Here is a 24,855-nt window from a genome sequence, read left to right on the forward strand (position 1 = left end):
ATGGCAACAACACTCAACGAAACCTTATTGCTGGCGATCCCGCTGGCGCCTCTCGCCGGTTCTCTCATTGCCGGTTTGTTCGGCAAAACGGTCGGGCGCGCGGGCGCGCATACGGTGACCATTCTTGGCGTCGCGATTGCGTTCGTGCTGTCGTGCATCACGTTGTTCGACGTGATGGGCGGTGCGAGCTTCAACGCGACCGTCTACGAATGGATGTCGGTCGGCGGCCTGAAGTTCGAAGTCGGCTTCCTCATCGACTCGTTGACGGCGCTCATGATGGTCGTCGTGACCTTCGTGTCGCTGATGGTGCATATCTACACGATCGGCTACATGGCGGAAGAGGAGGGCTACCAGCGCTTCTTCTCGTACATCGCGCTCTTCACGTTCTCGATGCTGATGCTCGTGATGAGCAACAACTTCCTGCAACTGTTCTTCGGCTGGGAAGCGGTGGGTCTCGTCTCGTACCTGCTGATCGGCTTCTACTTCAAGCGTGAAAGCGCCATCTACGCGAACATGAAGGCGTTCCTCGTGAACCGCGTGGGCGACTTCGGCTTCCTGCTCGGCATTGGCCTCTTGCTCGCATACGGCGGCTCGCTGAACTACAACGACATCTTCGCGAAGGGTCATGAAATCGCCGCGCTGACGTTCCCGGGTACCTCGTGGAACCTGCTCACCGTTGCGTGTATCTGCCTCTTCATCGGCGCGATGGGTAAGTCGGCGCAGTTCCCGCTGCACGTCTGGCTCCCGGACTCGATGGAAGGCCCGACGCCGATCTCGGCGCTGATTCACGCGGCAACCATGGTGACGGCCGGTATCTTCATGGTCGCGCGCATGTCGCCGCTGTTCGAGCTTTCGGAAGCCGCGTTGTCGTTCATCGTCGTGATCGGCGCCATTACCGCGCTTTTCATGGGTTTCCTTGGCATCGTGCAGAACGACATCAAGCGTGTGGTGGCTTACTCCACGCTTTCGCAGCTCGGCTACATGACGGTGGCGCTCGGCGTCTCGGCTTACCCGGTCGCGATCTTCCACCTGATGACGCACGCGTTCTTCAAGGCGCTGCTGTTCCTCGGCGCGGGTTCGGTCATCATCGGCATGCACCACGATCAGGACATGCGCAATATGGGCGGCCTGCGCAAGTACATGCCCATCACGTGGATCACCTCGCTCATCGGCTCGCTCGCGCTGATCGGCACGCCGTTCTTTTCGGGCTTCTACTCGAAGGACTCGATCATCGACGCCGTGAAGCTCTCGCACCTGCCGGGCTCGGGCTTCGCGTACTTCGCGGTGGTGGCGAGCGTGTTCGTCACGGCGCTGTACTCGTTCCGCATGTACTTCCTCGTGTTCCACGGTGAAGAGCGCTTCCGCGGTCCGAAGCACCCGGAATCGCCGATGGCGATCGAAGCCGCGCACGGCCATGGGGATCACGGCCATGGCCACGACGATCATCACGTGCACGTGCCGCACGAGTCGCCGTGGGTGATCTGGGTGCCGCTCGTTCTGCTCGCGATCCCCTCGGTGATCGCCGGTGCAATCGCGATCCAGCCGCTGCTCTTCGGTGACTTCTTCTCGCATGGCGTGGCGTTCCAGAACGTCATCTTCGTTGGCGAGAACCACGAAGCGCTCGTGGAAATGGGCAAGGAATTCCAGGGCTGGGCCGCGATGGGCGCGCATGCGTTCTCGGGTCTGCCGGTGTGGCTCGCGCTCGCGGGTGTGGTGGTGGCGTGGTTCTTCTACATGAAGCGCCCGGAGCTGCCGGCCGTCGTGTCGCGCACTTTCTCGCCGGTCTACAAGCTGCTGGCAAACGCGTATTACCTCGACAAGATCAACGAAATCGTCTTCGCACGCGGAGCAGTCGCTATCGGTCGCGGTCTGTGGAAGGAGGGCGATGTCGTCGTGATCGACGGCGTCGTGAACGGGAGCGCCAAGTTTATCGGCTGGTTTGCAACTGTCATTCGTTTCCTGCAATCCGGCTATATCTACCACTACGCATTCGCCATGATCATTGGCATGCTTGGCCTCCTTACCCTTTTTGTAACGCTCGGCGGCAAATAAGGCAAAATAAGGCGAGGAAACGCATGCACGCAACTCCGGTTCTCAGTATTGCGATCTGGATGCCGATCGTATTCGGCATCATCGTTCTTGTAGTGGGTTCCCGTCGGAACCCGAGTGCGGACCGCTGGCTCGCACTCATCGGTTCGGTGCTTAGTTTCCTCGTCACCCTTCCGCTCGTTACGGGCTTTGATACGACCACGGCTTCGCTGCAGTTCGAGGAGAAGTCGGTCTGGATCGAGCGGTTCAATATTTCGTATCACCTGGGCGTCGACGGCATCGCGATGTGGTTCGTCGTGCTGACGGCGCTCATCACCGTGATCGTCGTGATCGCGGGCTGGCAGGTCATCACGAAGAACGTCGCGCAGTACTACGCCTCGTTCCTCATCCTGTCGGGCATCATGATCGGCGTTTTCTGCGCCGCCGACGGCCTGTTGTTCTACGTGTTCTTCGAAGCCACGCTCATTCCGATGTACATCATCATCGGCGTGTGGGGCGGACCGAACCGCGTGTACGCGGCGTTCAAATTCTTTCTCTACACGCTGGCCGGCTCGTTGCTCATGCTGGTCGCGTTGCTGTACCTGTACCGCATTACCGGGACCTTCGACCTCGCCTCGTGGCAGGCCGCGAAGATCGCCATGACGCCGCAAATCCTGCTGTTCATCGCGTTCTTCTTCGCGTTCGCCGTCAAGGTGCCGATGTGGCCGGTCCACACGTGGTTGCCGGATGCGCACGTCGAAGCGCCCACGGGCGGCTCCGTCGTGCTGGCCGCGATCATGCTCAAGCTCGGCGCATACGGTTTCCTGCGTTTCTCGCTGCCGGTCACGCCGGACGCGAGCCATTACCTGGCGCCCGTCATCATTACGCTGTCCCTGATCGCGGTGATCTACATCGGCCTTGTGGCGATGGTGCAGGCGGACATGAAGAAGCTGGTCGCGTACTCGTCGATTGCCCACATGGGCTTCGTCACGCTCGGCTTCTTTATGTTCGGCCCGTCGAGCCAGCTCGCGATGGAAGGCGGGATCATCCAGATGATCTCGCACGGTTTTGTCTCGGGCGCCATGTTCCTGTGCATCGGCGTGCTGTACGACCGTATGCACACACGCGATATCGCGGACTACGGCGGTGTGGTCAACACCATGCCGAAGTTCGCGGCGCTGGTCATGCTGTTCGCCATGGCCAACTGCGGTCTGCCGGGCACCTCTGGATTCGTCGGCGAATTCATGGTGATTCTGGCCGCCGTGAAGTACAACTTCTGGATCGCCTTCGGGGCGGCGTTCACGCTGATCCTGGGCGCGGCCTATACGTTGTGGATGTACAAGCGGGTGTACTTCGGCGCCATCGCGAACGATCACGTTCGCGAGCTGAAGGACATCAACAGTCGCGAATACTTCATGCTTGCGGTGCTCGCGCTGTTTACGCTTTTCATGGGCATCTACCCGAAGCCCTTTACCGATGTGATGCACGTTTCCGTGGAAAACCTCCTCTCCCACGTCGCAGTGTCGAAACTGCCGCTGTCACAGTAATACCGAGCGGAGGAACAAAAGATCATGCCAAACGCCCCTTTGAACGCTCTGCTACCCGACGCGCTGGTGATGACCGGCCTCGTCGTCGCGTGGCTCAACGACACGTTCACCGGCCCTTCGGGCCGTCGCACAACCTATTTCATCACGCTGCTGACCACGGTCATAGCCGGTATCTGGTTCGCGGTGAACGCGTTCGATCCGCACGTGTACTACTACTTCACGCGCATGTTCGTGGTCGATCCGTTCGCGAGCGCGATGAAGTCGGTGGTCACGCTCGGCTTCGCCGTGTCGATCGTGTACTCGCGCAAGTACCTCGAAGACCGCGACATGTTCCGGGGCGAGTTCTTCCTGCTGGGCATGTTCTCGCTGCTCGGCCAGATCACGATGATCTCGGGCAACAACTTCCTCACGCTGTACCTCGGCCTCGAGCTGATGTCGCTCTCGCTCTACGCGGTCATCGCACTGCGTCGTAACGCGGCGCAGTCGAACGAAGCGGCCATGAAGTACTACGTGCTGGGCGCGCTCGCTTCGGGCTTCCTGCTCTATGGCATCTCGATGCTGTACGGCGCGACCGGCTCGCTCGAGCTGAACGAAGTGTTCAAGGCCGTGGCTTCGGGCCACATCAACGACATCGTCCTGCTGTTCGGCGTGGTGTTCATCGTCGCCGGCGTGGCCTTCAAGATGGGCGCGGTGCCGTTCCACATGTGGGTGCCCGACGTCTATCAGGGCGCGCCTACGGCCATGACGCTGCTCACCGGCGGCGGCCCGAAGGTCGCGGCATTCGCGTGGGCGGTGCGCTTCCTCGTGATGGGCCTGCTGCCGCTGGCGGTGGACTGGCAGGAGATGCTGATCATCCTCGCGGCGCTTTCGATGATCGTCGGCAACATCACGGGTATCGTGCAGCGCAACGTCAAGCGCATGCTCGCGTACTCGGCCATTTCGAACATGGGCTTCGTGCTGCTGGGCCTGCTCGCCGGCATCGTGGACAACAAGGCGACGGGCGCGGCCAGCGCATACAGCTCGGCCATGTTCTACAGCATCGTCTATCTGATCACGACGCTCGGCGCGTTCGGCATCGTCATGCTGCTCTCCCGCCGCGATTTCGAGGCGGAAACGATCGACGACTTCAAGGGCCTCAACCAGCGCAACCCCGTGTTCGCGTTCGTCATGATGCTCATGATGTTCTCGCTCGCGGGCATTCCGCCGACGGTCGGCTTCTACGCGAAGCTCGCCGTGCTCGAAGCGACCATGAACGCTGGCCTGACGTGGCTTGCCGTGCTCGCCGTGATCACGTCGCTGTTCGGCGCGTTCTACTACCTGCGCATCGTCAAGCTGATGTACTTCGACGCCCCGCAGGACGAAGCACCGATCGAAAGCCATGCATGCAACCGCGCGCTGCTCACGCTCAACGGCGTGGCGGTGCTGGTGCTGGGCATCATCCCGGGTCCGCTGATGTCGATCTGCCTGCAGGCCGTTACGCATACGCTGCCGCTCTAATGTCGGCAGCGGGCTGGTTCATTGTGCTGTTGGCGCTCGCGGGCGCCAACCTGCCGTTCTTCAACCAGCGATTGTTCGGCGTCGTGCCGCTTCGCGCGCCGAAGAAGAGTGCGTGGATTCGCATCGCTGAAATGATCGTGCTGTATTTTGTGGTCGGTGCGTTCGGCTTCCTGCTGGAGGCGCGCGCCGGCAACCGCTTCGACCAGGGCTGGCAGTTCTACGCGATCACCTTCAGTCTTTTTGTCGTGTTCGCGTTTCCCGGCTTCACCTGGCAATATCTCGTCAAACGCCGCCCGGCGTAATGCGCGCGTAGTCCTGTACTGGGCCCTGCGGTCGGCACGCGCCGTGCGGGCCGCTTTTGGGCCGGTTCACTTCTTGCGGCGCGCCCGCGGCTTCCCGTTTATTTTGAGCACCCACGAGGCTGACTATGGCTGAACATCATCAACACGATCCGGCGCTCGCCGAGACGTGCGTGGAAAGCACGACGCTCTACGCGGGCAATTTCCTGACTCTCAAGCGCGACACGGTTGCGTTGCCGGACGGCAAGCACGCCACGCGCGAGTTCGTTCAGCATCCTGGTGCGGTGATGGTGATTCCGCTGTTCGACGACGGCCGCGTGCTCATGGAGCGCCAGTACCGCTATCCGCTCTCGCGTGTGATGACGGAATTCCCGGCCGGCAAGCTCGATCCGCAGGAGGGCGCGCTCTCCTGCGCGATCCGCGAACTCAAGGAAGAAACGGGCTATACGGCGCGCGAGTACGTTTATCTCGCGCAGATCCATCCCGTGATTTCGTACTCGACCGAGTTCATCGACATTTATCTCGCGCGCGGGCTGACCGCGGGCGCGGCGCAACTCGACGACGGCGAGTTTCTCGAAACCTTCACCGCGACAGTTCCCGAACTGCTCGAATGGGTCCGCACGGGCAAGATCACCGACGTAAAGACGATCATCGGGACTTTCTGGCTCGAAAAAGCGCTGTCGGGTGCGTGGCCCCTCGCGCAGCCGGAGCAGGGCTGACAAGGACACAACGCGCCGGCTGGCGCAGTGAACTCGCGATCGACGGCGGCCCTCGGGCCGCCGTTGTCGCTTCTACGCGTCGAAGTACCTGCAGCGTGCCCTAACAAGCGGCGCTACAATCGAACCCCCGGGAAAATCCCGGTGGCTGGCCGCGGGAATTTTTCCGAACGGTCGTTCACAAATTTACGATTTGCGCTAAACTCATCGCAAGCCTCGATTCCCCATGAAGGTCCTCGATTTACAGTGTCCAGACGGCCATCGGTTTGAAGGCTGGTTCGCATCGGTTGACGATTTCGAATCGCAACTGTCCCGCAAGCTGGTCGAATGTCCGATGTGCGGCGCCACCCACGTGAGCCGCTTGCCGTCCGCGCCCCGGTTGAACCTGTCCGGCGCGAGCGAAACGCCGAAAGCGTTCTCGCACGAGCAGGCGGCGAAATGGCAGGCGCATGCGATGCGTGTAATCCGCGAGGTCCTCGACAAGACGGAGAACGTAGGCGACCGTTTCGCCGAGGAGGCGCGGCGCATTCACTATAACGAAGCGCCGTCGCGCAACATCCGTGGAGTGGCCTCCGCGGAAGATGCGCAAGCTCTCGTCGAAGAAGGCATCGATGTGATGCCGCTGCCGGTTCCGGCCGCGCTGAAGGGTCCGCTGCAATAACGCCATGCGGGTCTTCGCTGCGGCGCGGGGTTCACTCCGCACCGGCCGCGGCCAGGAGACTTAGCGCATGGATCTGGACTACACCCCCGCCGACGACGCATTTCGCGCCGAAATCCGCGCCTGGCTCGAGGCCAATCTGCCTCAAGCGATGCGCGACAAGGTTCTCAACCACAAACGCCTCTCGCGCGACGACATCGCCGCCTGGCACAAGCTGCTAGGGAAGAAGGGCTGGTCCGCGCCGGCGTGGCCCGCGCAATGGGGCGGCCCCGGCTGGACCGAAGCGCAACGCCATATCTGGGACGCCGAGTGCGGCCGCATCGGCGCGCCGCCGGTATTGCCGTTCGGCGTGTCGATGGTCGCGCCCGTGCTGATGAAGTACGGCAACGAGGCGCAAAAGCGCCGCTATCTCCCGCGTATTCTTTCCGGTGAGGACTGGTGGTGTCAGGGCTATTCCGAGCCGGGCTCGGGTTCCGACCTTGCTTCGTTGCGCACGCGCGCCGTTCTTGTCAAAAGCGGCGAAGGCGATCACTACGTCGTGAACGGCCAGAAGACGTGGACCACCCTCGGCCAGCACGCCGACATGATGTTCTGCCTCGTGCGCACCGATCCCGCCGCCAAGAAGCAGGAAGGCATCTCGTTCCTCCTCATCGACATGAAAACGCCCGGAATCACGGTGCGTCCGATCATCACGCTCGACGAAGATCATGAGGTTAACGAAGTATTTTTCGAAGACGTGAAGGTGCCGGTCGAGAATCTCGTGGGCGAGGAAAATCGCGGCTGGACTTACGCGAAGTATCTGCTGGGTCACGAGCGCACGGGCATTGCGCGCGTGGGCGCGTCGAATCGCGAACTCGCGTTCCTCAAGGGCGTCGCGCTCAAGCAGAAGAAGCACGGCAAGCCGCTGCTAGAAGATCCCGTATTCGCGGCGCGTGTGGCGGCCGTCGAAATCGAGCTGATGGCGCTCGAAGTCACCGCCGAGCGCGTGATCGCGAGCGCGTCCAACGGACGCGGCCCTGGTCCCGAAGCGTCGATGCTCAAGATCAAGGGCACGGAAATCCAGCAGGCGCTGACCGAACTGATGGTCGATGCGATCGGCCCGCTTGCGGCGCCGTTCGATCCGGCCTTCCTCGAAGGCGAGCACGAACACGCGGCAGGCGGCGACGACGATGCGGCGCCGCTCGCGGCTTACTACTTCAACTATCGCAAGACGTCGATTTACGGCGGATCGAACGAAATTCAGAAGAACATCATCTCGCAGATGATTCTGGGGATTTGAGGAGCGGCGTCATGAACTTCAATTTCACCGAAGAACAACAGCAACTTGCCGACGCTCTGCGTCGCTATCTCGACAAGAACTACGGCTTCGAAGCGCGCCAGGCGATCGTGAAGACGCCTGCGGGCGTATCGGACCAGCACTGGAATGCGTTCGTCGAACTTGGCCTGACCGCGCTGCCGGTGCCGGCGGAACAGGGCGGCTTCGACGGCGCGCCGTTCGACATGCTCGTCGTCATGCAGGAGCTGGGCCGCTCGCTCGTGGTCGAGCCGTACTGGGCGAGCGCGGTGGGCGTCGAGGCGCTCAAGCTCGCGGGCGGCGCGGCCAATGCCGAAAACGCGGCCCTGCTCGAACGCGTGGCCGCGGGCGAGATCAAGCTCGCCGCCGCTTTCCATGAACCGCAGTCGCGCTACGACCTGTTCTCGCTCGAAACGCAGGCGAAGGAAACCGGCGACGGCTTTGCGCTCACCGGTACGAAATCGGTCGTGCAGCACGGCGCCCAGGCCGACTACTGGATCGTGCCGGCGCGTACCGCGGGCGAGGTGGCGCTCTTCGTCGTCGCGCGCGATGCGAATGGCGTCGAGGTGAGCGACTACCGCACGATCGACGGACACCGCGCCGCGACGCTGACATTCAAGGACGCCCACGCGCGCCGTCTCGGCGAGGCACACACCGGCGCGGCGACGTGGGAAAAGATCGCCGACTACGCCACGTTCCTGCTATGCGCGGAAGCGGTGGGCGCGATGGACGCGCTCAACCACGCGAGCGTCGAATACACGAAAACCCGTCAGCAGTTTGGCGTGCCGATCGCGCGCTTCCAGGCGTTGCAGCACCGCATGGCGGAGATGCTGATCCACGCGGAGCAGGCCCGCTCGCTGACTTACCTCGCTGCCGCGCGTTACAGTAGTGAATCGGCCGATGAACGGCGCCGCGCGATCTCGGCGGCGAAAGTGCGGGTCGGCCAGGCGGCGCGTTTCATTGGCCAGCAGGCCGTGCAACTGCACGGCGGCATGGGCGTCACCAACGAAGTGGCGGCTGCGCATCTGTTCAAGCGTCTTGCGATCATCGAAACGACGCTCGGCGATGTCGATCATCATCTCGAACGCTTCGCCTCGCTGCCCGGTTTCGCGCAGGCAGCGTGACTCGGGGCGCAGGCGAACGACAACAGGCCAACATCGGCGGAGAGTACGGATGGGCGTGAGTTACGAAGATCTCGAAGTGGGCAGGCGCTATACGATCGGTTCCCACACGTTCGGGCGCGACGAGGTGGTGCATTTCGCGGAGCAGTTCGATCCGCAGCCGTTTCACATGAGCGAGGCCGCCGGCGAGGCGTCGATGTTCGGCGGGCTTGTCGCGAGCGGCTGGCATACGTGCTCGGTCATGATGGGCATGCTCGTGCGCAACTTCCTGAAGGACTCGACCTCGATGGGCTCGCCCGGCGTCGACGAGATTCGCTGGTTCAAGCCCACGCGCGTGGGCGATTCGCTCACGATGACGAACACGATCGTGAGCAAGCGCGTTTCGGCGAGCAAGCCCGATCGCGGCATCGTCGAAACGCGGTGGGAAGGCCATGACCAGCACGGCGAACTGCTCGTAATCGTGCGTTCGAAGGCGCTCTTCGGCCTTCGCCATCCAGGGAGCGCATCGTGAGCGAGAGCGACATCACGCAGATTGCAGACGCCGCGGCGTTGCGCGCGCTGATCGGCGCCGGGCCGCTCGTGAGCGGCTGGCGCGAAGTGAGCGAAGCGGATGTGCACGGTTTCGCTGATGCCACGGGCGATCACCAGTGGATTCACCTCGACGCCGAACGTGCGCGCCGCGAGTCGCCGTTCGGCGGCCCGATCGCGCACGGCTTTCTCACGCTGTCGCTCATTCCTGTGCTGCTTGGGGCAACGCTGCAGATGCGCCAGCGCATGGGCGTGAACTATGGGCTCAACCGTGTGCGCTTCACGCAACCGGTGCCCGTGGGCGCGAAGGTGCGTGCGCGCATCGCGGTGAAAGATGTGAGCGACCTGGAGGGCGGCGGCGTGCAGGTCGTGTGGGACGTGACCATCGAGCGCGAGGGCACGGGTGAGGCCAACGCGCGGCCCGCTTGCGTGGCCGAGTTCATCACGCGGCACTATTTCTGAGGTCGTTGCGTGCTCAACGAAAAGGGGCGCTCCGCTGCAAGGCGGGCGCCCCTGTGGTTTGGCGAGGGAATCAGCAGTCGGCGCAATCAGCGCCGGGCGTATTGTGTCGCGCCGAACAGCATTTCCTTCGCCTTTTCGTCCATCAGCGGCTTGCGCGCATTCGCCAGCACTTCGACGCCGCGCTTGACCGCCGGCCGCGCGGCGATGTTTTCGTGCCAGCGCTTGACGTTGGGCAGCGAATCGAGATCGATACCCTGGTTCTGCCAGGAGCGCGTCCACGGGAAAGCGGCGATATCCGCGATGGTGTACTCGTCGCCGGCCAGGTATTCGGTTTTTTCCAGTTGCGTTTCCATCACGTTGTAGAGACGCTTCGCTTCGTTCGTGTAGCGATTGACCGCGTAGTCGATTTTCTCGGGTGCATAGATGCGGAAGTGGTGCGCCTGGCCGAGCATGGGGCCAAGGCCGCCCATCTGGAACATCACCCATTGCAGCACGTCGTAGCGCGCGGCGAGGTCTTCGGGCATGAAGCGGCCGGTTTTCGCGGCGAGATAAATCAGGATCGCGCCCGATTCGAAGAGCGAAAACGGCTGGCCGTCGGCGCGGCGCGGGCCTTCGGAGTCGGTAATGGCGGGAATCTTGTTGTTCGGGCTGATGGCGAGGAAGTCGGCCTTGAACTGGTCGCCCGCACCGATATCGACCGGATGCACCCGGTATTCGAGGCCGGTTTCCTCGAGCATAATATGGACTTTGTGACCGTTCGGCGTGGCCCAGCTATAGACGTCGATCATCGTGGCTCCTTGGCACCGTGGAAGAGGGCGCGTTGTGTGGCCGCGCCGGATCTGGCGCAAGGTAGCATAGTTCGTTGCGCGCTGCTGACGCTGGTCGAGTGACCTCAATTGCGGTATGGGATCACCGGCCCGGCGGCTGGCATCATGGTGCGCATTGAACAACGAAGCGATTCGCACGGGATGAACGATGGCCGGCAAAACCTCACCTTCCACACGTTTTCTGCCCGGCTATACATTTTACGAGCGGCATGAAGGGCCGGTCTTGCGAGCTTCGCCGGAACGTATTATCGACGCGGTCGCGAGTCTGGACATGCGCGCCGATCCCGTCATCGACAGACTTCTGCGTGTGCGCGAGTGGCCGCGTCGCCTGGCAACGCGAATGCGCGGAACGACGCACGATTCCTTCGGTTTCGGGACGTTCACGTTGCTTCATCGGGACGAATGTGAACTGTCGCTGGGCCTCCTGGGCCGCTTTTGGCGCCCTGATCTCGGCCTGTTGGCCGTCGCTGACGTCGAGGAATTTTTGACGTCCGGCCCCTCTGATGCTGCCAGGCTGGTTTTGCGATTTCGCGTCGAGGTGCCGGCAAAGGGCGACGCGCGTCTGGTCACCGAAACGTTCGTGCATTGCCCGTCGTGGAGCGTGAAAGCGATGATGACGCCCTACTGGTTCGCGATTCGCGCATCGAGCGGCTGGATCAGGCGCCGCACGCTCGCGATGATTGCGAAAGCGCTCGCCGCGCAGCAATGACCAGCGGCATCGGGCGAGGCGAATGCCGCCCGATGCACAGGCTGGCCTGCACGCACTTACGACCGCGTAACTGGCATTTCCACGCGCGAAGCCGCACCCGCGTCCATATAGCGCGAGAGTTCGAGCTTGGCGATGGCGTTGCGGTGCACTTCGTCGGGGCCGTCCGCGAAGCGCAGCGTGCGCGCCGAGGCGTACGAATACGCCAGCGGAAAGTCGCCGCTCACGCCCGCCGCGCCGTGCACCTGCATCGCCCAGTCGATCACCTGGCAAGCCATGTTCGGCGCCACCACCTTGATCATGGCGATCTCGCCGCGCGCGCCCTTGTTGCCGACGGTGTCCATCATGTACGCGGTCTTGAGCGTGAGCAGGCGCGCCTGTTCGATCATGCAGCGTGCTTCGGCGATGCGCTCCTGCGTGACGGTCTGCTGGGCGACAGGTTTGCCGAACGCCACGCGCGAGAGGGCGCGCTTCGCCATGAACTCCAGCGCGCGCTCTGCGAGGCCGATCAGGCGCATGCAGTGATGGATGCGGCCCGGCCCGAGGCGTCCTTGCGCAATCTCAAAGCCGCGGCCTTCGCCGAGCAGGATGTTCGAGGCGGGCACGCGCACGTTATCGAGCGTGATTTCCATGTGACCGTGCGGCGCGTCGTCGTAGCCGAACACCGTGAGCGGGCGGCGCACGGTGATGCCGGCCGCATCCGAGGGTACGAGGATCATCGACTGCTGCGCATGGCGGGGCGCATCGGGATCGGTCTTGCCCATCAGGATGTAGATCGCGCAGCGCGGGTCGCCCGCGCCCGACGACCACCATTTCGTGCCGTTGATCACGTAGTCGTCGCCGTCGCGCTCGATGCGCGTCTGGATGTTCGTCGCGTCCGACGAGGCCACGTCGGGCTCGGTCATCAGGAACGCCGAACGGATCTGGCCTGCCAGCAGAGGCGCGAGCCATTGCTGCTTGTGCGATTCGCTGCCGTAGCGCTCGATCGTCTCCATGTTGCCGGTGTCGGGCGCGCTGCAGTTGAACACTTCGGGCGCCCAATGCACGCGGCCCATGATTTCGCACAGCGGCGCGTATTCGAGGTTCGTGAGGCCCGCGCCGCGTTCCGACGCGGGCAGGAACAGGTTCCATAGTCCCGCCTCGCGCGCCTTTTCCTTCAACTGTTCGACGATTTGCGTGGGCACCCACGGATTGCCGTTCGCACGATTGCGCTCGACTTCCTCGTGAAAGATCGCCTCGTTCGGGTAAATGTGTTCGTCGAAAAACGCGAGCAGCTTCTCGCGCAGCGCCTGCACTTTCGGGGAGTAATCGAAATTCATCGGTAACCTCGCAATGCGATGCAGTGACAATGACAATGGAAAATAAGTCGTTTGGCGAACGCGCTCTCGCGGACCTTCAGCGCACTTTCTGCGCGTAGCGCCAGGCGAGTTCGGCCATCGGCTTCGCGCGGCGGCCCGCGTCGATTGCCTGCGCGCTCGCGGCCGTGCCGTCCACCACGCGTTTCATGATGCCTTGCAGGATCGCCGCGATCCGGAACATGTTGTACGCAAGATAGAAGTTCCAGTCGCCGCGAATTTCGAGGCCGGTGCGCTCGCAGTAGCGCGCGACGTACTGGGCTTCGTCGGGAATGCCGAGCGCCTCCCAGTCGAGCCCGGCAATGCCGCGGAACTGCGCGGGATCGACGTGCCAGGCCATGCAGTGATACGAGAAGTCGGCGAGCGGGTCGCCTAGTGTGGAGAGTTCCCAGTCGAGCACGGCCAGCACGCGCGGCTCGCTCGGGTGAAAGATCAGGTTGTCGAGGCGGTAGTCGCCATGCACGACCGATACGCGCGAACCCGCATCGTCCGGCGTGTGCTTCGGCAGCCATTCGATGAGCTGATGCATCGCCTCGATGCGCTCTGTTTCCGATGCCTGATACTGGCGGCTCCAGCGATCGATCTGGCGTGCGAAATAATTGCCGGGCTTGCCGTAATCGGCGAGGCCCACGGCGTCGGGCTTCACGTTGTGGAGCGCCGCAATCACGCGGTTCATTTCGTCGTATATCGCGCCGCGTTCCTCGCGCGTCATGCCGGGCAGCGACTGGTCCCAGAGCACGCGGCCCTCGACGAACGCCATCACGTAGAACGCGCGGCCGATCACCGCTTCGTCGTCGCAGAGCGCGAGCATCTTCGCGACTGGAACGGCGGTTCTCGCGAGCGCATCCATCACGCGGTATTCGCGTTCGATCGCATGCGCCGAGGGCAGCAGCTTCGCCTTCGGTCCCGGCTTCGCGCGCATGACGTAAGTGCGGCTCGGCGTGACGAGCTTGAACGTCGGATTCGATTGGCCGCCGGCGAACTGCTCGATCGTGAGCGGTCCTTTGAAGCCCTCTACGTGCGAGGTCAGCCAGGCGGTCAGCGCGTCGGTGTCGAAGCGCTGGCGCTCGGCAACCGGGCGCGTGCCTTCGAACGCCGAGTAGTCGGTGCGCGCTTGCGCGTGATCTTGCGCGTTTTTTTGCGTGTCTCCATCGGGGGTGGCTTGCGCCATCGCTGTCTCCCTGCTGATGCTCCTGTGGGTCGCCGCGCGTCAGCCGTGCGGTCTGTAGCGCAGATATTGCGCGTAAAGCATTTCCATCGTCGTGTTGCGTGTGTCTCGGTGAAGCGGCGAGGGCGGCGCGTAGTTGAGCATGCGCACGACCCAGTCGCGCGGCGCGGCGCCGACATCTAGCGCGTTGATGCAGCCCGTTGCCTGCGCGAGGTGGCCGAAGAATGCACGGCCGCCCGCCGTGATCGCGTGCGAGAGAATCGCGCGGTTCACGCCGCCGTGCAGCACGAGGAGCGCCGTGTCCCACGAGGGATCGGCGCGCAGTGCATCCAGCGGCGGCAGCACGCGGTCGAGCAATTCGCCGATGGTCTCTCCGCCGAGAAAGCGCGTGTCTTCCGGCACGATGCCGTCGAACACGCGCAGGAAGGCGTCTTCGACTTCGGCGGGCGGAATCGCGGCAAGCCTGCCGCCGCGAATCTCTTCCCACGCGGGCTGCACTTCGAGTTCGATTTCCTGCCCGGTTGCCGCAAGAACGCGCTGGGCGGTTTCGATCGTGCGGCGCAGCCCGCTCACGATCACGCGATCGAAACGCACATCCTGCAAGGCGAACGCTTCGCCCGCGGCGGTTGCCTGGGCGCAGCCGTTCTCGTTGAGCGGCACGGTGTCCGGGTCGATCGCGCGGCCCGTGCCGTCGAAGTAGGTGACGTCGCCGTGCCGCATCACGTAGAGGCGGCGGCGCGCGGGCAGTGGGTATTCGCTCATGGGCATGGCGCTCGGTGGAGTTACTTGTAGACGGGAGCGCGTTTTTCGAGGAACGCGGTGATGCCTTCGAGCCCGTCGCCGTGATGAAGCGATGCGACGAAACTGTCGCGCTCCGCGGCGAGTTGCGCTTCGAGCGGCTGGGTGTCGGCGACGTTCGTCAGCCCCTTGATGCGTGCCACCGAATTCGGCGAGATTTTCGCGAGTTCGTCGGCCCAGGCGAGCGCCGTGTCGAGCGCAGATTGCGGCTTCGCGAGGCGGTTCACGACGCCCAGTTCCGCGAGACGCGCCGCGCCGACCGGCTTGCCTTCCACCATCAGTTCGAACGCGAGCGAGCGCGGCAGCGAGCGCGCGAGGAACCACGAGCCGCCGCCGTCGGGCGTCAGGCCCACGCGCGAATAGGCCATGACGAACTTCGCATCGTCGGCGGCGACGAGCAGGTCGGCCGCGAGCGCGAGCGAGAAGCCCGCGCCTGCCGCGGCGCCTTCCACGGCCGCGATGATCGGCTTGCTCGACTGGCGCATCGCCGTGACCCACGCGGCGAGCATGTCGATGCTGGCGGCCTGCACCGACGGGTCCTTCGCGCGGTTTTCGAGCAGCCGGTTCAGGTTGCCGCCCGCGCAGAAAAAGTTGTCCGCGCCCGTGAGGACGATCGCGCGCAGCGACGGGTCGCGCTCGGCGGCGTCGAAGGCTTCGATGGCTGCGGCGTACATGTCGGGATGCAATGCGTTGCGTGCGCCGGGGTTCGACAGCGTGAGAACGAGTGTCGATTCGTGTCCGTGGGGGCGGGTGCTGCGGAGTTCGGCGCTCATTGCGATGCCTCGTTCGATGCGTTGATGTCTGCTGCGTGAGCGCAGGGCTCGTCGAGCTTGCCTTTTGCCGCGAGTTTCGCGAAGGTGTCGGCTACGCCGATTGTCTCAATGTTGAAATGATGTGAAGTCATTGGAAGCCTGGCTCCATGATTGGCCTAGAATAGCACGGTCGTACAATTTTCTGAAAACGGTTCGGCGGTTTCGCTAACGGAACTGCCCCTCACAAGGAGGCAATGAGGATGATCAAGCTGCACGGTTTCGCGCTTTCGAACTACTACAACAAGGTCAAGCTTCTGCTGCTCGAACACGGTATCGAGTTCGAGGAGGTGGCGAACAAACTGCCGCTCGACGAGGCGCTGCTCGCTCAGTCGCCGGGCGGCAAGGTGCCCTTTATCGAAACGGAACAGGGATTTTTGTGCGAGTCGGAAGTGATCGCCGAGTATCTGGCGGCGCGCTTTCCCGAAAAGCCCATTTTCGCGGCGGATCCGTGGCAGGCGGCGAAGGAGCGCGAACTCATCGTCTTCATCGAAACGCATCTGGAGTTGAACGCGCGCGAGCTTTACGGCGAAGCGTTCTTCGGCGGCAAGGCGACCGAAGAGGTCAAGGCGACCATGGAGAAGCGGTTGCGCCGCTATGTGGCGGCCTTCGCGCGGATCGCGAAATTCGCGCCGTACGTGGCGGGCGATCGATTCGGCGTGGCCGACGCGGCGGCGTTCGTGAGTCTGCCGCTCGTGGGCCGCGCGACGCAGGCCGTCTACGGCAGCGATTTTCTCGCCGACGTGGGCATCGACTGGAAGTCGTATCTCAAGCTGATCGGCGAGCGGCCCGCGGCGCAGCGCGTCAACGCCGACCGCAAGGCGTATATCGAGGCGAACTCGTAAGCGTCGCGCCGCTGCGCGAGTTGTTGCGCGCGATGATCGGGAACGCACTGCCGTTCGCGGATTCATCGCGCGCGAAGCCCATCAGAGCCGCGCGAGCCGTTCGAGCGCGCTCGCGAGCGTGCTTTCCTGCTTGGCGAAGCAAAAGCGCACGACGCCCGATTCGTGCGCTTCGTGATAGAACGCCGACACCGGAATGGCCGCCACGCCGATCTCGCTCGTGAGCCACTTCGAGAATTCGGCCTCGGGTAGATCGCTGATCGCCGAGTAGTCCACGCACTGGAAGTAGGTGCCTTCGCACGGCAGCAGCTTGAAGCGCGTGTTGGCTAGGCCGGCGCGGAAGAAGTCGCGCTTCTTCTGATAAAACGCGGGCAATTCCAGATACGGCTTCGGATCGCGCAGGTATTGCGCGAGGCCGAACTGCATCGGCGTATTCACGGTGAACACATTGAACTGATGCACCTTGCGGAACTCGGCCGTGAGCGGCGCTGGCGCGGCCACATAGCCCACTTTCCAGCCCGTCACGTGATAGGTCTTGCCGAAGCTCGACACGATGAAGCTGCGCGCGGCCAGTTCCGGATAGCGCGCGACGCTCTCGTGCGGCTGGCCGTCGTAGACCATGTGCTCGTACACCTCGTCGGAGAGGATCATCACGTTGGTGCCGCGCACGATTTCCTCGAGCTTTTGCATGTCCTCGGCGCGCCACACCGTGCCTGTGGGGTTGTGCGGCGTATTGATGAGGATAAGGCGCGTTTTCGGCGTGATCGCCGCGGCGAGGCGGTCGAACGGAATGGCGTAGTCGGGCGCTTCGAGCGTCACGAACACGGGCTTGCCGCCCGCCAGTTCGATCGACGGCAGATAGCTGTCGTAGGTCGGCTCGACCACGATTACTTCGTCGCCCGCATGCACGGTCGCGAGAATCGCCGTAAGCAGCGCCTGCGTGGCGCCCGCCGTCACCGTGATCTCGCTGGCGGCGTCGTAGCGGCGGCCATATACGTGCTCGATCTTGTCCGCGATCGCTTCGCGCAGCGCGGCGACGCCGGCCATCGGCGGGTACTGGTTGTGGCCCTCGCGCATGGCTTGCGCGACGGCGTCGACAATGCGTGCGTCGCAGTCGAAGTCGGGAAAGCCCTGGCCCAGATTGACCGCGCCCTTTTCGGCGGCGAGCGCGCTCATCACGGTGAAGATCGTCGTGCCCACATTCGGCAGGCGCGACGGAAAAGAGGGCGTGAGCAGGGAGTCCTGCGAATTCTGCGTGAGATGCGGTGCGTTCATGTCGCGGGCGGAAGTCAGACGTTGGGACAGGAAAGGTTGATTGTAGGCAAATCGGCGCGGATGCGGTGGCCCGGCCTGGCGAGAGCGCCGCGATGCCCGCGTATCAGGCCCGCGCCGCCTGAGCCGCGTTTTGCGCGCATTCGGCGACGAACGCGTCGGGCGTCGCGATGCGAAAGCCGAAGTCGCGCGCCACGCGCCTCGCGAGCTTGAGCACGGCGCGGTCTTTCGAGACGAGCCACTGCGCGCCGCTTGCGCGCGCGAGTTCCAGAAACTTCTGGTCGTCGCGGTCGCGGCATTGGGGCAGCGGGCGCGCGTCGGCGGGAAGCTCCGGCAATTCGAGCAGAGCAACGAGCCCTGACAGCGTGGCGAGTGCGTCTGCTTTCTCGACGCCCCGGCCGGCGAACTGCGGATAGTCGAGCACGTAAGCCAGTTCGGCCCGGCAGCGTTCGTCGATCAGCGCCCGGATCGCGCCGCGCTCGAGCGCCTCGCGAATGGGGCGTGTGTGCGGGTCGTCGAACACGAGAATATCGAGCCAGACGTTCGAGTCGAGAACCACGGGGAGCGCCGCAGCAGCGGCAGGCGAGAGGGGCGTTGCGGGGGGGAGCGTGAGGCCGGTCATTCGTGAATTCGCTACAATCGGGCTTTCGCCTTTGAACATCGGCACATCGTGCCTGCAAGCCTCTATGATAATCGTTCTGTCGCCGGCCAAATCGCTCGACTATGACACGCCGGCGCACATCGAAACCCACACCATCCCCGATTTCGTCGACGACGCAGCCGAGCTGATCGCGGGCCTGCGCCGCCTTTCGCCGCAACAGATCGGCTCGCTCATGAGCATTTCCGATCCGCTCGCGCGCCTGAATTTCCAGCGCTACGCCGACTGGTCGAAGCAGTTCAGCCAGGCCAACGCGAAGCAGGCCGTGCTCGCGTTCAACGGCGACGTGTACGAAGGCTTCGACGCGAAGTCGCTTTCGTCGGCGGATCTCGACTACGCGCAGCAGCACGTGCGTGTGCTCTCGGGGCTCTATGGCGTGCTGCGTCCGCTCGACCTGCTGCAGCCTTATCGCCTCGAAATGGGCACGCGCTTCGAAAACGCGCGCGGCAAGGATCTCTACGCATTCTGGGGCGAGCGCATCACGCACGCGATCAATGCGCAGATCGAACACAACCACGCGAAAGCGGCGAAGGGCGCGCGCGTGCTGGTGAACTGCGCGTCGAACGAGTACTTCAAGGCCGTGAAGCCGAAGAAGCTCGCCGCGCCTGTCATCACGCCCGTCTTCGAAGACTGGAAGGGCGGCCGCTACAAGATCATCAGCTTTCATGCGAAGCGCGCGCGCGGGTTGATGGCGCGTTACGCCGTCGAGAATCGCGTGGCCGAGCCCGAAGCGCTCAAGGCGTTCGACGTGGAAGGCTACGCGTTCGATGCGGACGCATCGAACGACTCGACCTACGTATTTCGCCGGCGCATCGCCGAGTAAGTGAACAAACAAGCAGGAAGGAAAAGACTATGACGATTGCCATCTCCAGCCAGTTCGATGCGGGCGCGATCGAGGTTCTGTCGAGCGAGCGCGCCGACGATATCCGTCTGCGCGTGCGCGCGGACAACCAGTCAGAGTTCGCGCAATGGTTCTACTTCCGCGTGTCCGGCGTGCGCGGCGAGCGTTGCGTGATGACGTTCGAAAATGCGTCGGCCTGCGCGTTTCCCGAGGGCTGGCGCGACTATCAGGCCGCCGCGAGCTATGACCGCGTGAACTGGTTCCGCGTGCCGACTTCCTATGACGGCAAGCAACTCGTCATCGACCACACGCCCGACTTCGACAGCATTTACTACGCGTACTTCGAGCCGTATAGCGAAGAGCGTCACTCGGAGTTCCTCGGCGCGCTTCAGCAACTGCCGCATGCCGCGCTCACGGAACTCGGCCAGAGCGTGGAAGGCCGGCCCATGTCGCTGCTCTCGCTCGGCATGCCGGGCGATACCGGGCCCGACGGCAAGCCCAAAAAGACCGTGTGGATCATCGCGCGCCAGCATCCGGGCGAGAGCATGGCCGAGTGGTTCGTGGAAGGTCTGGTCAAGCGGCTCGCGGGCTGGGGCGACTGGGCGGGCGATCCGGTCGCGCGCAAGCTGTACGACCGCGCCGTGTTCCATATCGTGCCGAACATGAATCCGGACGGCAGCGTTCACGGCAATCTGCGCACCAACGCGGCGGGCGCGAACCTGAACCGCGAGTGGATGGAGCCGGACGCGCAGCGCAGTCCCGAAGTGCTCGTCGTGCGCGATGCGATCGAACAGACGGGCGTCGATCTCTTCTTCGACATCCACGGCGACGAAACGCTGCCTTATGTATTCGTGGCGGGTTCGGAAATGCTGCCGGGCTTTACCGATCAGCAACGCACGGAACAGAAGGCGTTCATCGAGGCGTTCAAGGTGGCGAGCCCCGACTTCCAGGATCAGCACGGCTACGAGGCGAGCCGCTACCGCGAAGATGCGCTCAAGCTCGCGTCGAAGTACATCGGTCATCGCCATGGCTGCCTGTCGCTCACGCTCGAAATGCCGTTCAAGGACAACGCCAATCTGCCCGACGAGCGCGTAGGCTGGAACGGCGAGCGTAGCGCCGCGCTCGGTGCCGCGATGCTGCAGGCTATCCTGCATCACGTGGAGACGTTCGCGTAACGCGAGCTAGAATCCCGCGCACATGGAGAAAGGGGGAAGCGGCCAGGCCGCTTCCCCCTTTTTGTATCGGGAACGCCGACGACTTCAGTGAGCCGTCTTCTTCTTTGAAGTCGTTTTCTTTGCCGTGGATTTCGTTGCCGTCGATTTGCTGCTCGACTTCGCGCTGGTCGACTTCGTGCTGCTCGACGACTTGTGGTGCGACTTGCCCGCGGGCGCCTTCTTCGAGCCCTTGCCGGTGGCCTTTCCGGTCGAATGCCTGCTCGTTCCGTGTGCGGCTGCCGGCGACGCTGTGCTGCGCTCGCTACGCGCGCGCGCCGGCGGCAGCGGATCGTTCCAGCTAAACGCGAGCATTTGCTGCGAGACATAGCCGCAGCGAAACTTCAGATCGTAGGGCGCGTTGCCGCTGTCTTTGGGAATGCCGATGCCGTCGACGGTCACGATCGTATCGACCTTCACGCGCTGCTTGCCTTCGTCGAACGAGTCGTTCCACGGCGTGACGCTTGCGTGCGCACTGTCGAACGAACTAGGCGGGAATTCGACATGATCGAGCGCCGTCGATGTGCTGGCCACGAAATCGCCGTGCGCCGCGCAGTCCGCAACGAGCGGGTCGGCGTGCATCTGCGTGACGAACTGATTGACGAGATCGTTGTGTTGATCGAGTTGATCGGCCTGCGCGGTCGGCGCGGCGATGAGCATGAGGCTCGCGGCGCACGCCGCCAGTTGACCGGCTACCAACAACAGCCGGCGGGATGCATGGTTGCAGTCCATCTGCTTGCTTGGGAAGAGGGGTGAGACGTCAGGCACCGTAAGATGCGGCACAGCCGGGTTGAGTTCAATCCGGAAACAATTATTTTCTTATGTCTGAATGGAAGAGGCGGCGCAAGCGCTGTCAGGTATCCGTCGCCGGTCGATCGCGACGTGTTGCCGCGCCCGTTGTTACGTTGCTGGCGAGCGCTCAGGTTCGCGGTCCGCCCAGGCGATAACGGCGCACGTCGTAGGTCGTGACCCATGTTGGCCGGTAGACGGCGATCAATGCGGTTGCCATGCCCGTGAACCAGGCTTCGCCCGAAGCGAGCAGAAATACGCTGAATGCATAGCCTGCGGGCACCGTGATGGCGGAGCCACCGTTGATCGCGACGTGCGTGCCGAGCGCGAGATAGGCCGCCGCAGAAACGGCGATGGCCGGCGAGACGAAACCCTGGCCGACGATGAACATGAAGAGGTTGCGCGGCAGCCATGCCGTACAGGCCCGCTGCAGCAGCGTCGAAACCGCGACAGGGAACGCGCCGAATATCAGGAAGGTGAGGGCGATGCCTTCCCAGGGGGCGTCGAAGACGAGCGCGGCAAGGCCCACGACGACGCCCATCGCGACGAGCGCGAGGCCCCAGTCGAACAGCGTGACGACGAGCGTGGCGCCGAGCAGGTGCAGCACGGTGCCGTCTTCGAGCCATGCGTTGCTCGCCCACAGCACGGAGATCGCGACGACGATCGCGAGCCACACGTGCTGGAGCGTCGCGTCCTGAAGACGCTTGAAGGGGTTCTTCCACAACGCGAGCGCGAGCAGCCCTACGGTGACTACCCAGGCACCGATAGCAACCCAGAGCGGAAGCGGCGTAAATAGGAACCCCATGTGCTTCATATTACTCGTTGGAGGGCAAGACGTGTGCGCGAGCGAGCAGGAGGGCGTCCTCGTCTGCGCTCTCGCTGGTTTCGTCCACCTCGAGGGGGCGCACCTGCTGCGCCGCGGCAGGGTCGCCAAATGGCGTCTGCGGCTCAGCGGCGAGGGGCAGCGGCTGCGCACTGTCGCCTGACAGCAACGGATAGCGGAACGGCAGACTCTCTCGTGCGCGCAATGGCACCGGGCCGTGCTCGCCGTGCTTCGGCCTGGCGGGCCGCTCGTACTGGGCGCGCAGCACCTGCAACTGGTTCGCCAGCAATCCGTTGTAGATCGCGACGGCCGCCGCGCGATTGGGCGCGCCGAGTTGCTGAAAGATGCTTGTCAGATGGACTTTCACCGTGCCCTCGCTGATGCCGAGCGCTCTCGCGATCATCTTGTTCGTGTTGCCCATATGGACGCAGCGCAGAATCTGCTCCTGTCGTGGCGACAGGTGGACCTTCGGACGTACCTTGCGGGCCTGCGCAGCGGCCTTGGCGTTGCGCCGGGGCGGCATGGGCCAGGGCGTGCACGGACCGAGCACGTCGGCAGGCAGGTGATCGCCGCCGAGCATGATGAGTTCCAGAAACTTCACGATCAGGATCGAGTCCGTTGTGCGCCGGATGATGCCGCGGGCGCCTTCGTCGATGAGCGCCCGCACGGTCGCGGGCGTTTCGGCGCTGTCCACCAGGATGGCGACGGGCAAGGTGCGGTGCCTCATGACAAAGTGACGCAGCTCGCCGGCACGAATGCCGTCGTGCCAGTCGATCACGATCAGGTTGGGGGTGAAGCGTTGCATGGCGCGCTCCGCGCTGCGCCAGTCCGGCGCGTCGTTGAAGCGAGCGCGTCGGTCGATTTGTCTTAACAGCGCCTTGAGGCCTTCGCGTCTTTCAGCGTCCGGATTGAGTACAACGAACCGCATGGAATGCCCTCCTCTCAAAATGTTGTGCAATGCGCACCGCTTCTAAGCGGCGGTGAACAACACCATGATGACAAAAAGGTTGGGCGCTGGCGGCCTGTCCAAAAGGCATAAGACATAGGGCAAAAAAAAGTCCCGCACACAGGCGGGACCGGGTAGGAATTCTGGAGTTGTCTTAGTGGAAGTGTGGCTGTACAGGCTCAGCATCTTCCGGCATCTCGGCGTGGACGATCTCGCCGAGTGGGTCCGCATAGAGCGGTACGCCGCAGTCATCGCAATATTCCGGCTCGAAGCGGCCGGCGTGACGACGGATATCGGTGATACCCGATTCCTTCAGCAACGCAACAATCTCTTCGAGCGGACCGCTGCTGACATTTTCTTCGGTCGGTTCCTCGTCGATGTCGGCATCGCCGTTCTCGCGGCCATAGAGCGGCCAGACCACGCCGTACAGCACGTCATTGCTGCCGCGCTTCGTGAAGCCGATGCGGTATTCGTCGATACGGCGCTCGCCGAAGCCCGCGACGACCGCGCGCAAGTCCGGCGCGCCTGCGCCGATCGTGTCGAGCAGATAGCGCACCGCGGTGCGGATCGTGTGCGGGCGCACGCGCTCGTCGGCGTCGCGGCAGGCGGAGTAGTAGGCGTCCGGCAGGAGGCACTCGAATTCGCAGCCCGGCATGACGACGGCAAGATTGGCGCCGCCCTGGGTGGCCCATTGCTCGAGACATTGACCGCGCTCAATGCGCGAGCCGTGCTCCTCTTCCTGCCAGCGGAAGAGCGGGGCGCCGACGGGGGCTGCAACAACGGCAAGCAGGAAACGCGGATCGGCGAGGATCGGCGATGTTTCCGGCAATTCGCCCGAGCTGATCTTCGCCGGAGCGCCGCTCAGCGCGGCTTGCGTCAGTTGTTGCGCGAGGCGCCAGGTTTCGACATGGTGGCGCGGTAACTGGTCGATGCTATAGAGATAGGGGGCCATTGCGACACGCGTGCCATTTGCGAGCACGTGGGCCTGGAGGTGTGTGCGCAGCGCGTCGGCCCCTTCGGCCTTCAGTGGGCCCGAAGGGATGACATAGCGCGTCCAGGCAAGCACTGGCGCGGCGACGAGCAGCGCTTCGTATTGCTCCCCTTCGTGCTCGACGAGGAACGATTCGCTGTGCGTCTCGGCCATGTCGGCGAGCGCGCCGTAGGCGTCCGGGTGATTCTGCTGCAGATGATCGAGCGCGGCGTCGAGCGTAGTCTGATTGCCGTTGCGCACGACCTTCGCTAGCAGCGTGTCGAGCTTGGCCTCCCAGAAGCGGTCTTCGGTGCGGCTGCCCGAAGCGAACAGGGCGAGCGAGAGGCCGACGAGTTTGTCGGCGTCAGGAGGAAGGCGTTTGGCGATTCGCGAGCGCATAAATCTGTGAGTTGGGGTGCAGAGAACCCCATATTCTAGTCGGTTCCGTGCGCGCCATCGGATTGGACAGCACTGGCGCGTTGGATGGGCCGCTGAAGGGGGGCGCGGTTGTCGTTGGCGCGCGGCGGCAAGGCATCGGTCAGAGGCACTATGACAACTGCTATATGGAGCACGGAACCGCGTACAGCCCGGCTTGGCTAGCTTGTCAAAAACCGCTTGCAAGATGCCGGCTGGGTGACTAGAATTCCGGTCTTTCGCGCTTTCGATGAAGGCGCGGGGAGACGGGAAGCT

At 63.6% G+C, this 24,855-nt stretch carries 26 protein-coding genes; 14 read left to right on the plus strand and 12 right to left on the minus strand.

Annotated features, from left to right (window positions below; genetic code table 11):
• The 10 genes from nuoL (at position 1) to U5768_RS26690 (ending at position 10,150) form a co-directional block, all read left to right on the plus strand.
• Positions 1 to 2,052, plus strand: coding sequence for an NADH-quinone oxidoreductase subunit L (gene nuoL, locus U5768_RS26645; RefSeq protein ID WP_322033359.1), 2,052 nt, complete (start codon positions 1 to 3; stop codon positions 2,050 to 2,052).
• A 23-nt stretch (positions 2,053 to 2,075) separates the two neighbouring features.
• Positions 2,076 to 3,575, plus strand: a complete 1,500-nt coding sequence (locus tag U5768_RS26650; protein WP_322033360.1) for an NADH-quinone oxidoreductase subunit M — start codon at positions 2,076 to 2,078, stop codon at positions 3,573 to 3,575.
• Positions 3,576 to 3,599: 24 nt separating this feature from the next.
• A complete protein-coding gene (gene nuoN, locus U5768_RS26655) occupies positions 3,600 to 5,072 on the plus strand; it encodes an NADH-quinone oxidoreductase subunit NuoN (RefSeq protein WP_322033361.1) in 1,473 nt (490 codons plus the stop codon).
• Positions 5,072 to 5,374, plus strand: a complete 303-nt coding sequence (locus tag U5768_RS26660; RefSeq protein ID WP_322033362.1) for a DUF2818 family protein — start codon at positions 5,072 to 5,074, stop codon at positions 5,372 to 5,374. Before nuoN ends, U5768_RS26660 begins: the two co-directional genes overlap by 1 nt.
• A 125-nt stretch (positions 5,375 to 5,499) precedes the next feature.
• On the plus strand, positions 5,500 to 6,090 hold the full coding sequence (locus U5768_RS26665; protein WP_322033363.1) for an NUDIX hydrolase: 591 nt from the start codon (positions 5,500 to 5,502) through the stop codon (positions 6,088 to 6,090).
• Positions 6,091 to 6,313: 223 nt separating this feature from the next.
• Positions 6,314 to 6,748 carry a DUF1178 family protein gene (locus tag U5768_RS26670; protein WP_322033364.1) on the plus strand — a complete coding sequence of 145 codons (435 nt, stop codon included), beginning with the start codon at positions 6,314 to 6,316 and terminating at the stop codon, positions 6,746 to 6,748.
• A gap of 67 nt (positions 6,749 to 6,815) precedes the next feature.
• Positions 6,816 to 8,024: an acyl-CoA dehydrogenase family protein gene (locus tag U5768_RS26675; RefSeq protein ID WP_322033365.1), complete on the plus strand. Its 1,209-nt coding sequence runs from the start codon at positions 6,816 to 6,818 to the stop codon at positions 8,022 to 8,024.
• Between the two features lie 11 nt (positions 8,025 to 8,035).
• Positions 8,036 to 9,163: an acyl-CoA dehydrogenase gene (locus U5768_RS26680; protein WP_322033366.1), complete on the plus strand. Its 1,128-nt coding sequence runs from the start codon at positions 8,036 to 8,038 to the stop codon at positions 9,161 to 9,163.
• Positions 9,164 to 9,212: 49 nt separating this feature from the next.
• Entirely contained in the window at positions 9,213 to 9,671 is a 459-nt protein-coding gene (locus U5768_RS26685; protein ID WP_322033367.1) for a MaoC family dehydratase, read from the plus strand.
• A complete protein-coding gene (locus U5768_RS26690; RefSeq protein ID WP_322033368.1) occupies positions 9,668 to 10,150 on the plus strand; it encodes a MaoC family dehydratase in 483 nt (160 codons plus the stop codon). Before U5768_RS26685 ends, U5768_RS26690 begins: the two co-directional genes overlap by 4 nt.
• An 86-nt stretch (positions 10,151 to 10,236) precedes the next feature.
• Here U5768_RS26690 and U5768_RS26695 read toward each other — a convergent pair whose 3' ends face one another.
• Complete coding sequence (locus U5768_RS26695) at positions 10,237 to 10,938, minus strand: glutathione binding-like protein (protein WP_322033369.1); 702 nt, start codon at positions 10,936 to 10,938, stop codon at positions 10,237 to 10,239.
• Positions 10,939 to 11,125: 187 nt separating this feature from the next.
• Here U5768_RS26695 and U5768_RS26700 point away from each other — a divergent pair, with 187 nt between their 5' ends.
• Positions 11,126 to 11,686, plus strand: coding sequence for a hypothetical protein (locus U5768_RS26700; protein WP_322033370.1), 561 nt, complete (start codon positions 11,126 to 11,128; stop codon positions 11,684 to 11,686).
• 56 nt (positions 11,687 to 11,742) lie between these two features.
• Here U5768_RS26700 and U5768_RS26705 read toward each other — a convergent pair whose 3' ends face one another.
• The 5 genes from U5768_RS26705 to U5768_RS26725 all read right to left on the minus strand — a co-directional run bounded on the left by U5768_RS26705 (position 11,743) and on the right by U5768_RS26725 (position 15,908).
• Positions 11,743 to 13,002, minus strand: coding sequence for an acyl-CoA dehydrogenase (locus U5768_RS26705; RefSeq protein ID WP_322033371.1), 1,260 nt, complete (start codon positions 13,000 to 13,002; stop codon positions 11,743 to 11,745).
• Between the two features lie 76 nt (positions 13,003 to 13,078).
• Entirely contained in the window at positions 13,079 to 14,209 is a 1,131-nt protein-coding gene (locus U5768_RS26710) for a phosphotransferase (protein ID WP_322033372.1), read from the minus strand.
• Positions 14,210 to 14,248: 39 nt separating this feature from the next.
• Entirely contained in the window at positions 14,249 to 14,968 is a 720-nt protein-coding gene (locus U5768_RS26715) for a histidine phosphatase family protein (RefSeq protein ID WP_322033373.1), read from the minus strand.
• A gap of 20 nt (positions 14,969 to 14,988) precedes the next feature.
• Positions 14,989 to 15,777 (minus strand): oxepin-CoA hydrolase, alternative type, encoded by a 789-nt coding sequence (locus U5768_RS26720; protein WP_322033374.1) that lies wholly within the window; start codon positions 15,775 to 15,777, stop codon positions 14,989 to 14,991.
• Positions 15,774 to 15,908 (minus strand): hypothetical protein, encoded by a 135-nt coding sequence (locus U5768_RS26725; protein WP_322033375.1) that lies wholly within the window; start codon positions 15,906 to 15,908, stop codon positions 15,774 to 15,776. Before U5768_RS26725 ends, U5768_RS26720 begins: the two co-directional genes overlap by 4 nt.
• A gap of 108 nt (positions 15,909 to 16,016) precedes the next feature.
• On the opposite strand from U5768_RS26725, the gene U5768_RS26730 reads away from it, so the two are divergent.
• On the plus strand, positions 16,017 to 16,658 hold the full coding sequence (locus U5768_RS26730; RefSeq protein WP_322033376.1) for a glutathione S-transferase: 642 nt from the start codon (positions 16,017 to 16,019) through the stop codon (positions 16,656 to 16,658).
• An 81-nt stretch (positions 16,659 to 16,739) separates the two neighbouring features.
• Here U5768_RS26730 and U5768_RS26735 read toward each other — a convergent pair whose 3' ends face one another.
• Together U5768_RS26735 and U5768_RS26740 are read right to left on the minus strand one after the other, a co-directional pair.
• The gene (locus U5768_RS26735) at positions 16,740 to 17,930 is read right to left on the minus strand and encodes a pyridoxal phosphate-dependent aminotransferase (RefSeq protein ID WP_322033377.1); all 1,191 of its coding nucleotides are present in this window, start codon (positions 17,928 to 17,930) and stop codon (positions 16,740 to 16,742) included.
• A gap of 103 nt (positions 17,931 to 18,033) precedes the next feature.
• A complete protein-coding gene (locus tag U5768_RS26740; protein WP_322033378.1) occupies positions 18,034 to 18,549 on the minus strand; it encodes a putative toxin-antitoxin system toxin component, PIN family in 516 nt (171 codons plus the stop codon).
• A 64-nt stretch (positions 18,550 to 18,613) separates the two neighbouring features.
• Here U5768_RS26740 and yaaA point away from each other — a divergent pair, with 64 nt between their 5' ends.
• Both yaaA and U5768_RS26750 read left to right on the plus strand, forming a co-directional pair.
• Positions 18,614 to 19,408 (plus strand): peroxide stress protein YaaA, encoded by a 795-nt coding sequence (yaaA, locus tag U5768_RS26745; protein ID WP_322033379.1) that lies wholly within the window; start codon positions 18,614 to 18,616, stop codon positions 19,406 to 19,408.
• Positions 19,409 to 19,437: 29 nt separating this feature from the next.
• Complete coding sequence (locus U5768_RS26750) at positions 19,438 to 20,601, plus strand: M14-type cytosolic carboxypeptidase (protein ID WP_322033380.1); 1,164 nt, start codon at positions 19,438 to 19,440, stop codon at positions 20,599 to 20,601.
• A gap of 84 nt (positions 20,602 to 20,685) precedes the next feature.
• Here U5768_RS26750 and U5768_RS26755 read toward each other — a convergent pair whose 3' ends face one another.
• The 4 genes from U5768_RS26755 to U5768_RS26770 all read right to left on the minus strand — a co-directional run bounded on the left by U5768_RS26755 (position 20,686) and on the right by U5768_RS26770 (position 24,564).
• Entirely contained in the window at positions 20,686 to 21,369 is a 684-nt protein-coding gene (locus tag U5768_RS26755) for a BspC domain-containing protein (protein WP_322033381.1), read from the minus strand.
• A 187-nt stretch (positions 21,370 to 21,556) separates the two neighbouring features.
• Positions 21,557 to 22,231, minus strand: a complete 675-nt coding sequence (locus U5768_RS26760) for an energy-coupling factor ABC transporter permease (protein WP_322033382.1) — start codon at positions 22,229 to 22,231, stop codon at positions 21,557 to 21,559.
• A gap of 10 nt (positions 22,232 to 22,241) precedes the next feature.
• Positions 22,242 to 23,177: a response regulator transcription factor gene (locus U5768_RS26765; RefSeq protein WP_322033394.1), complete on the minus strand. Its 936-nt coding sequence runs from the start codon at positions 23,175 to 23,177 to the stop codon at positions 22,242 to 22,244.
• A gap of 172 nt (positions 23,178 to 23,349) precedes the next feature.
• Positions 23,350 to 24,564: a DUF2863 family protein gene (locus tag U5768_RS26770; protein WP_322033383.1), complete on the minus strand. Its 1,215-nt coding sequence runs from the start codon at positions 24,562 to 24,564 to the stop codon at positions 23,350 to 23,352.
• Between the last annotated feature and the right edge of the window lie 291 nt (positions 24,565 to 24,855).

This window comes from Paraburkholderia sp. J76 (assembly GCF_905220295.1).
Lineage (GTDB): Bacteria > Pseudomonadota > Gammaproteobacteria > Burkholderiales > Burkholderiaceae > Paraburkholderia.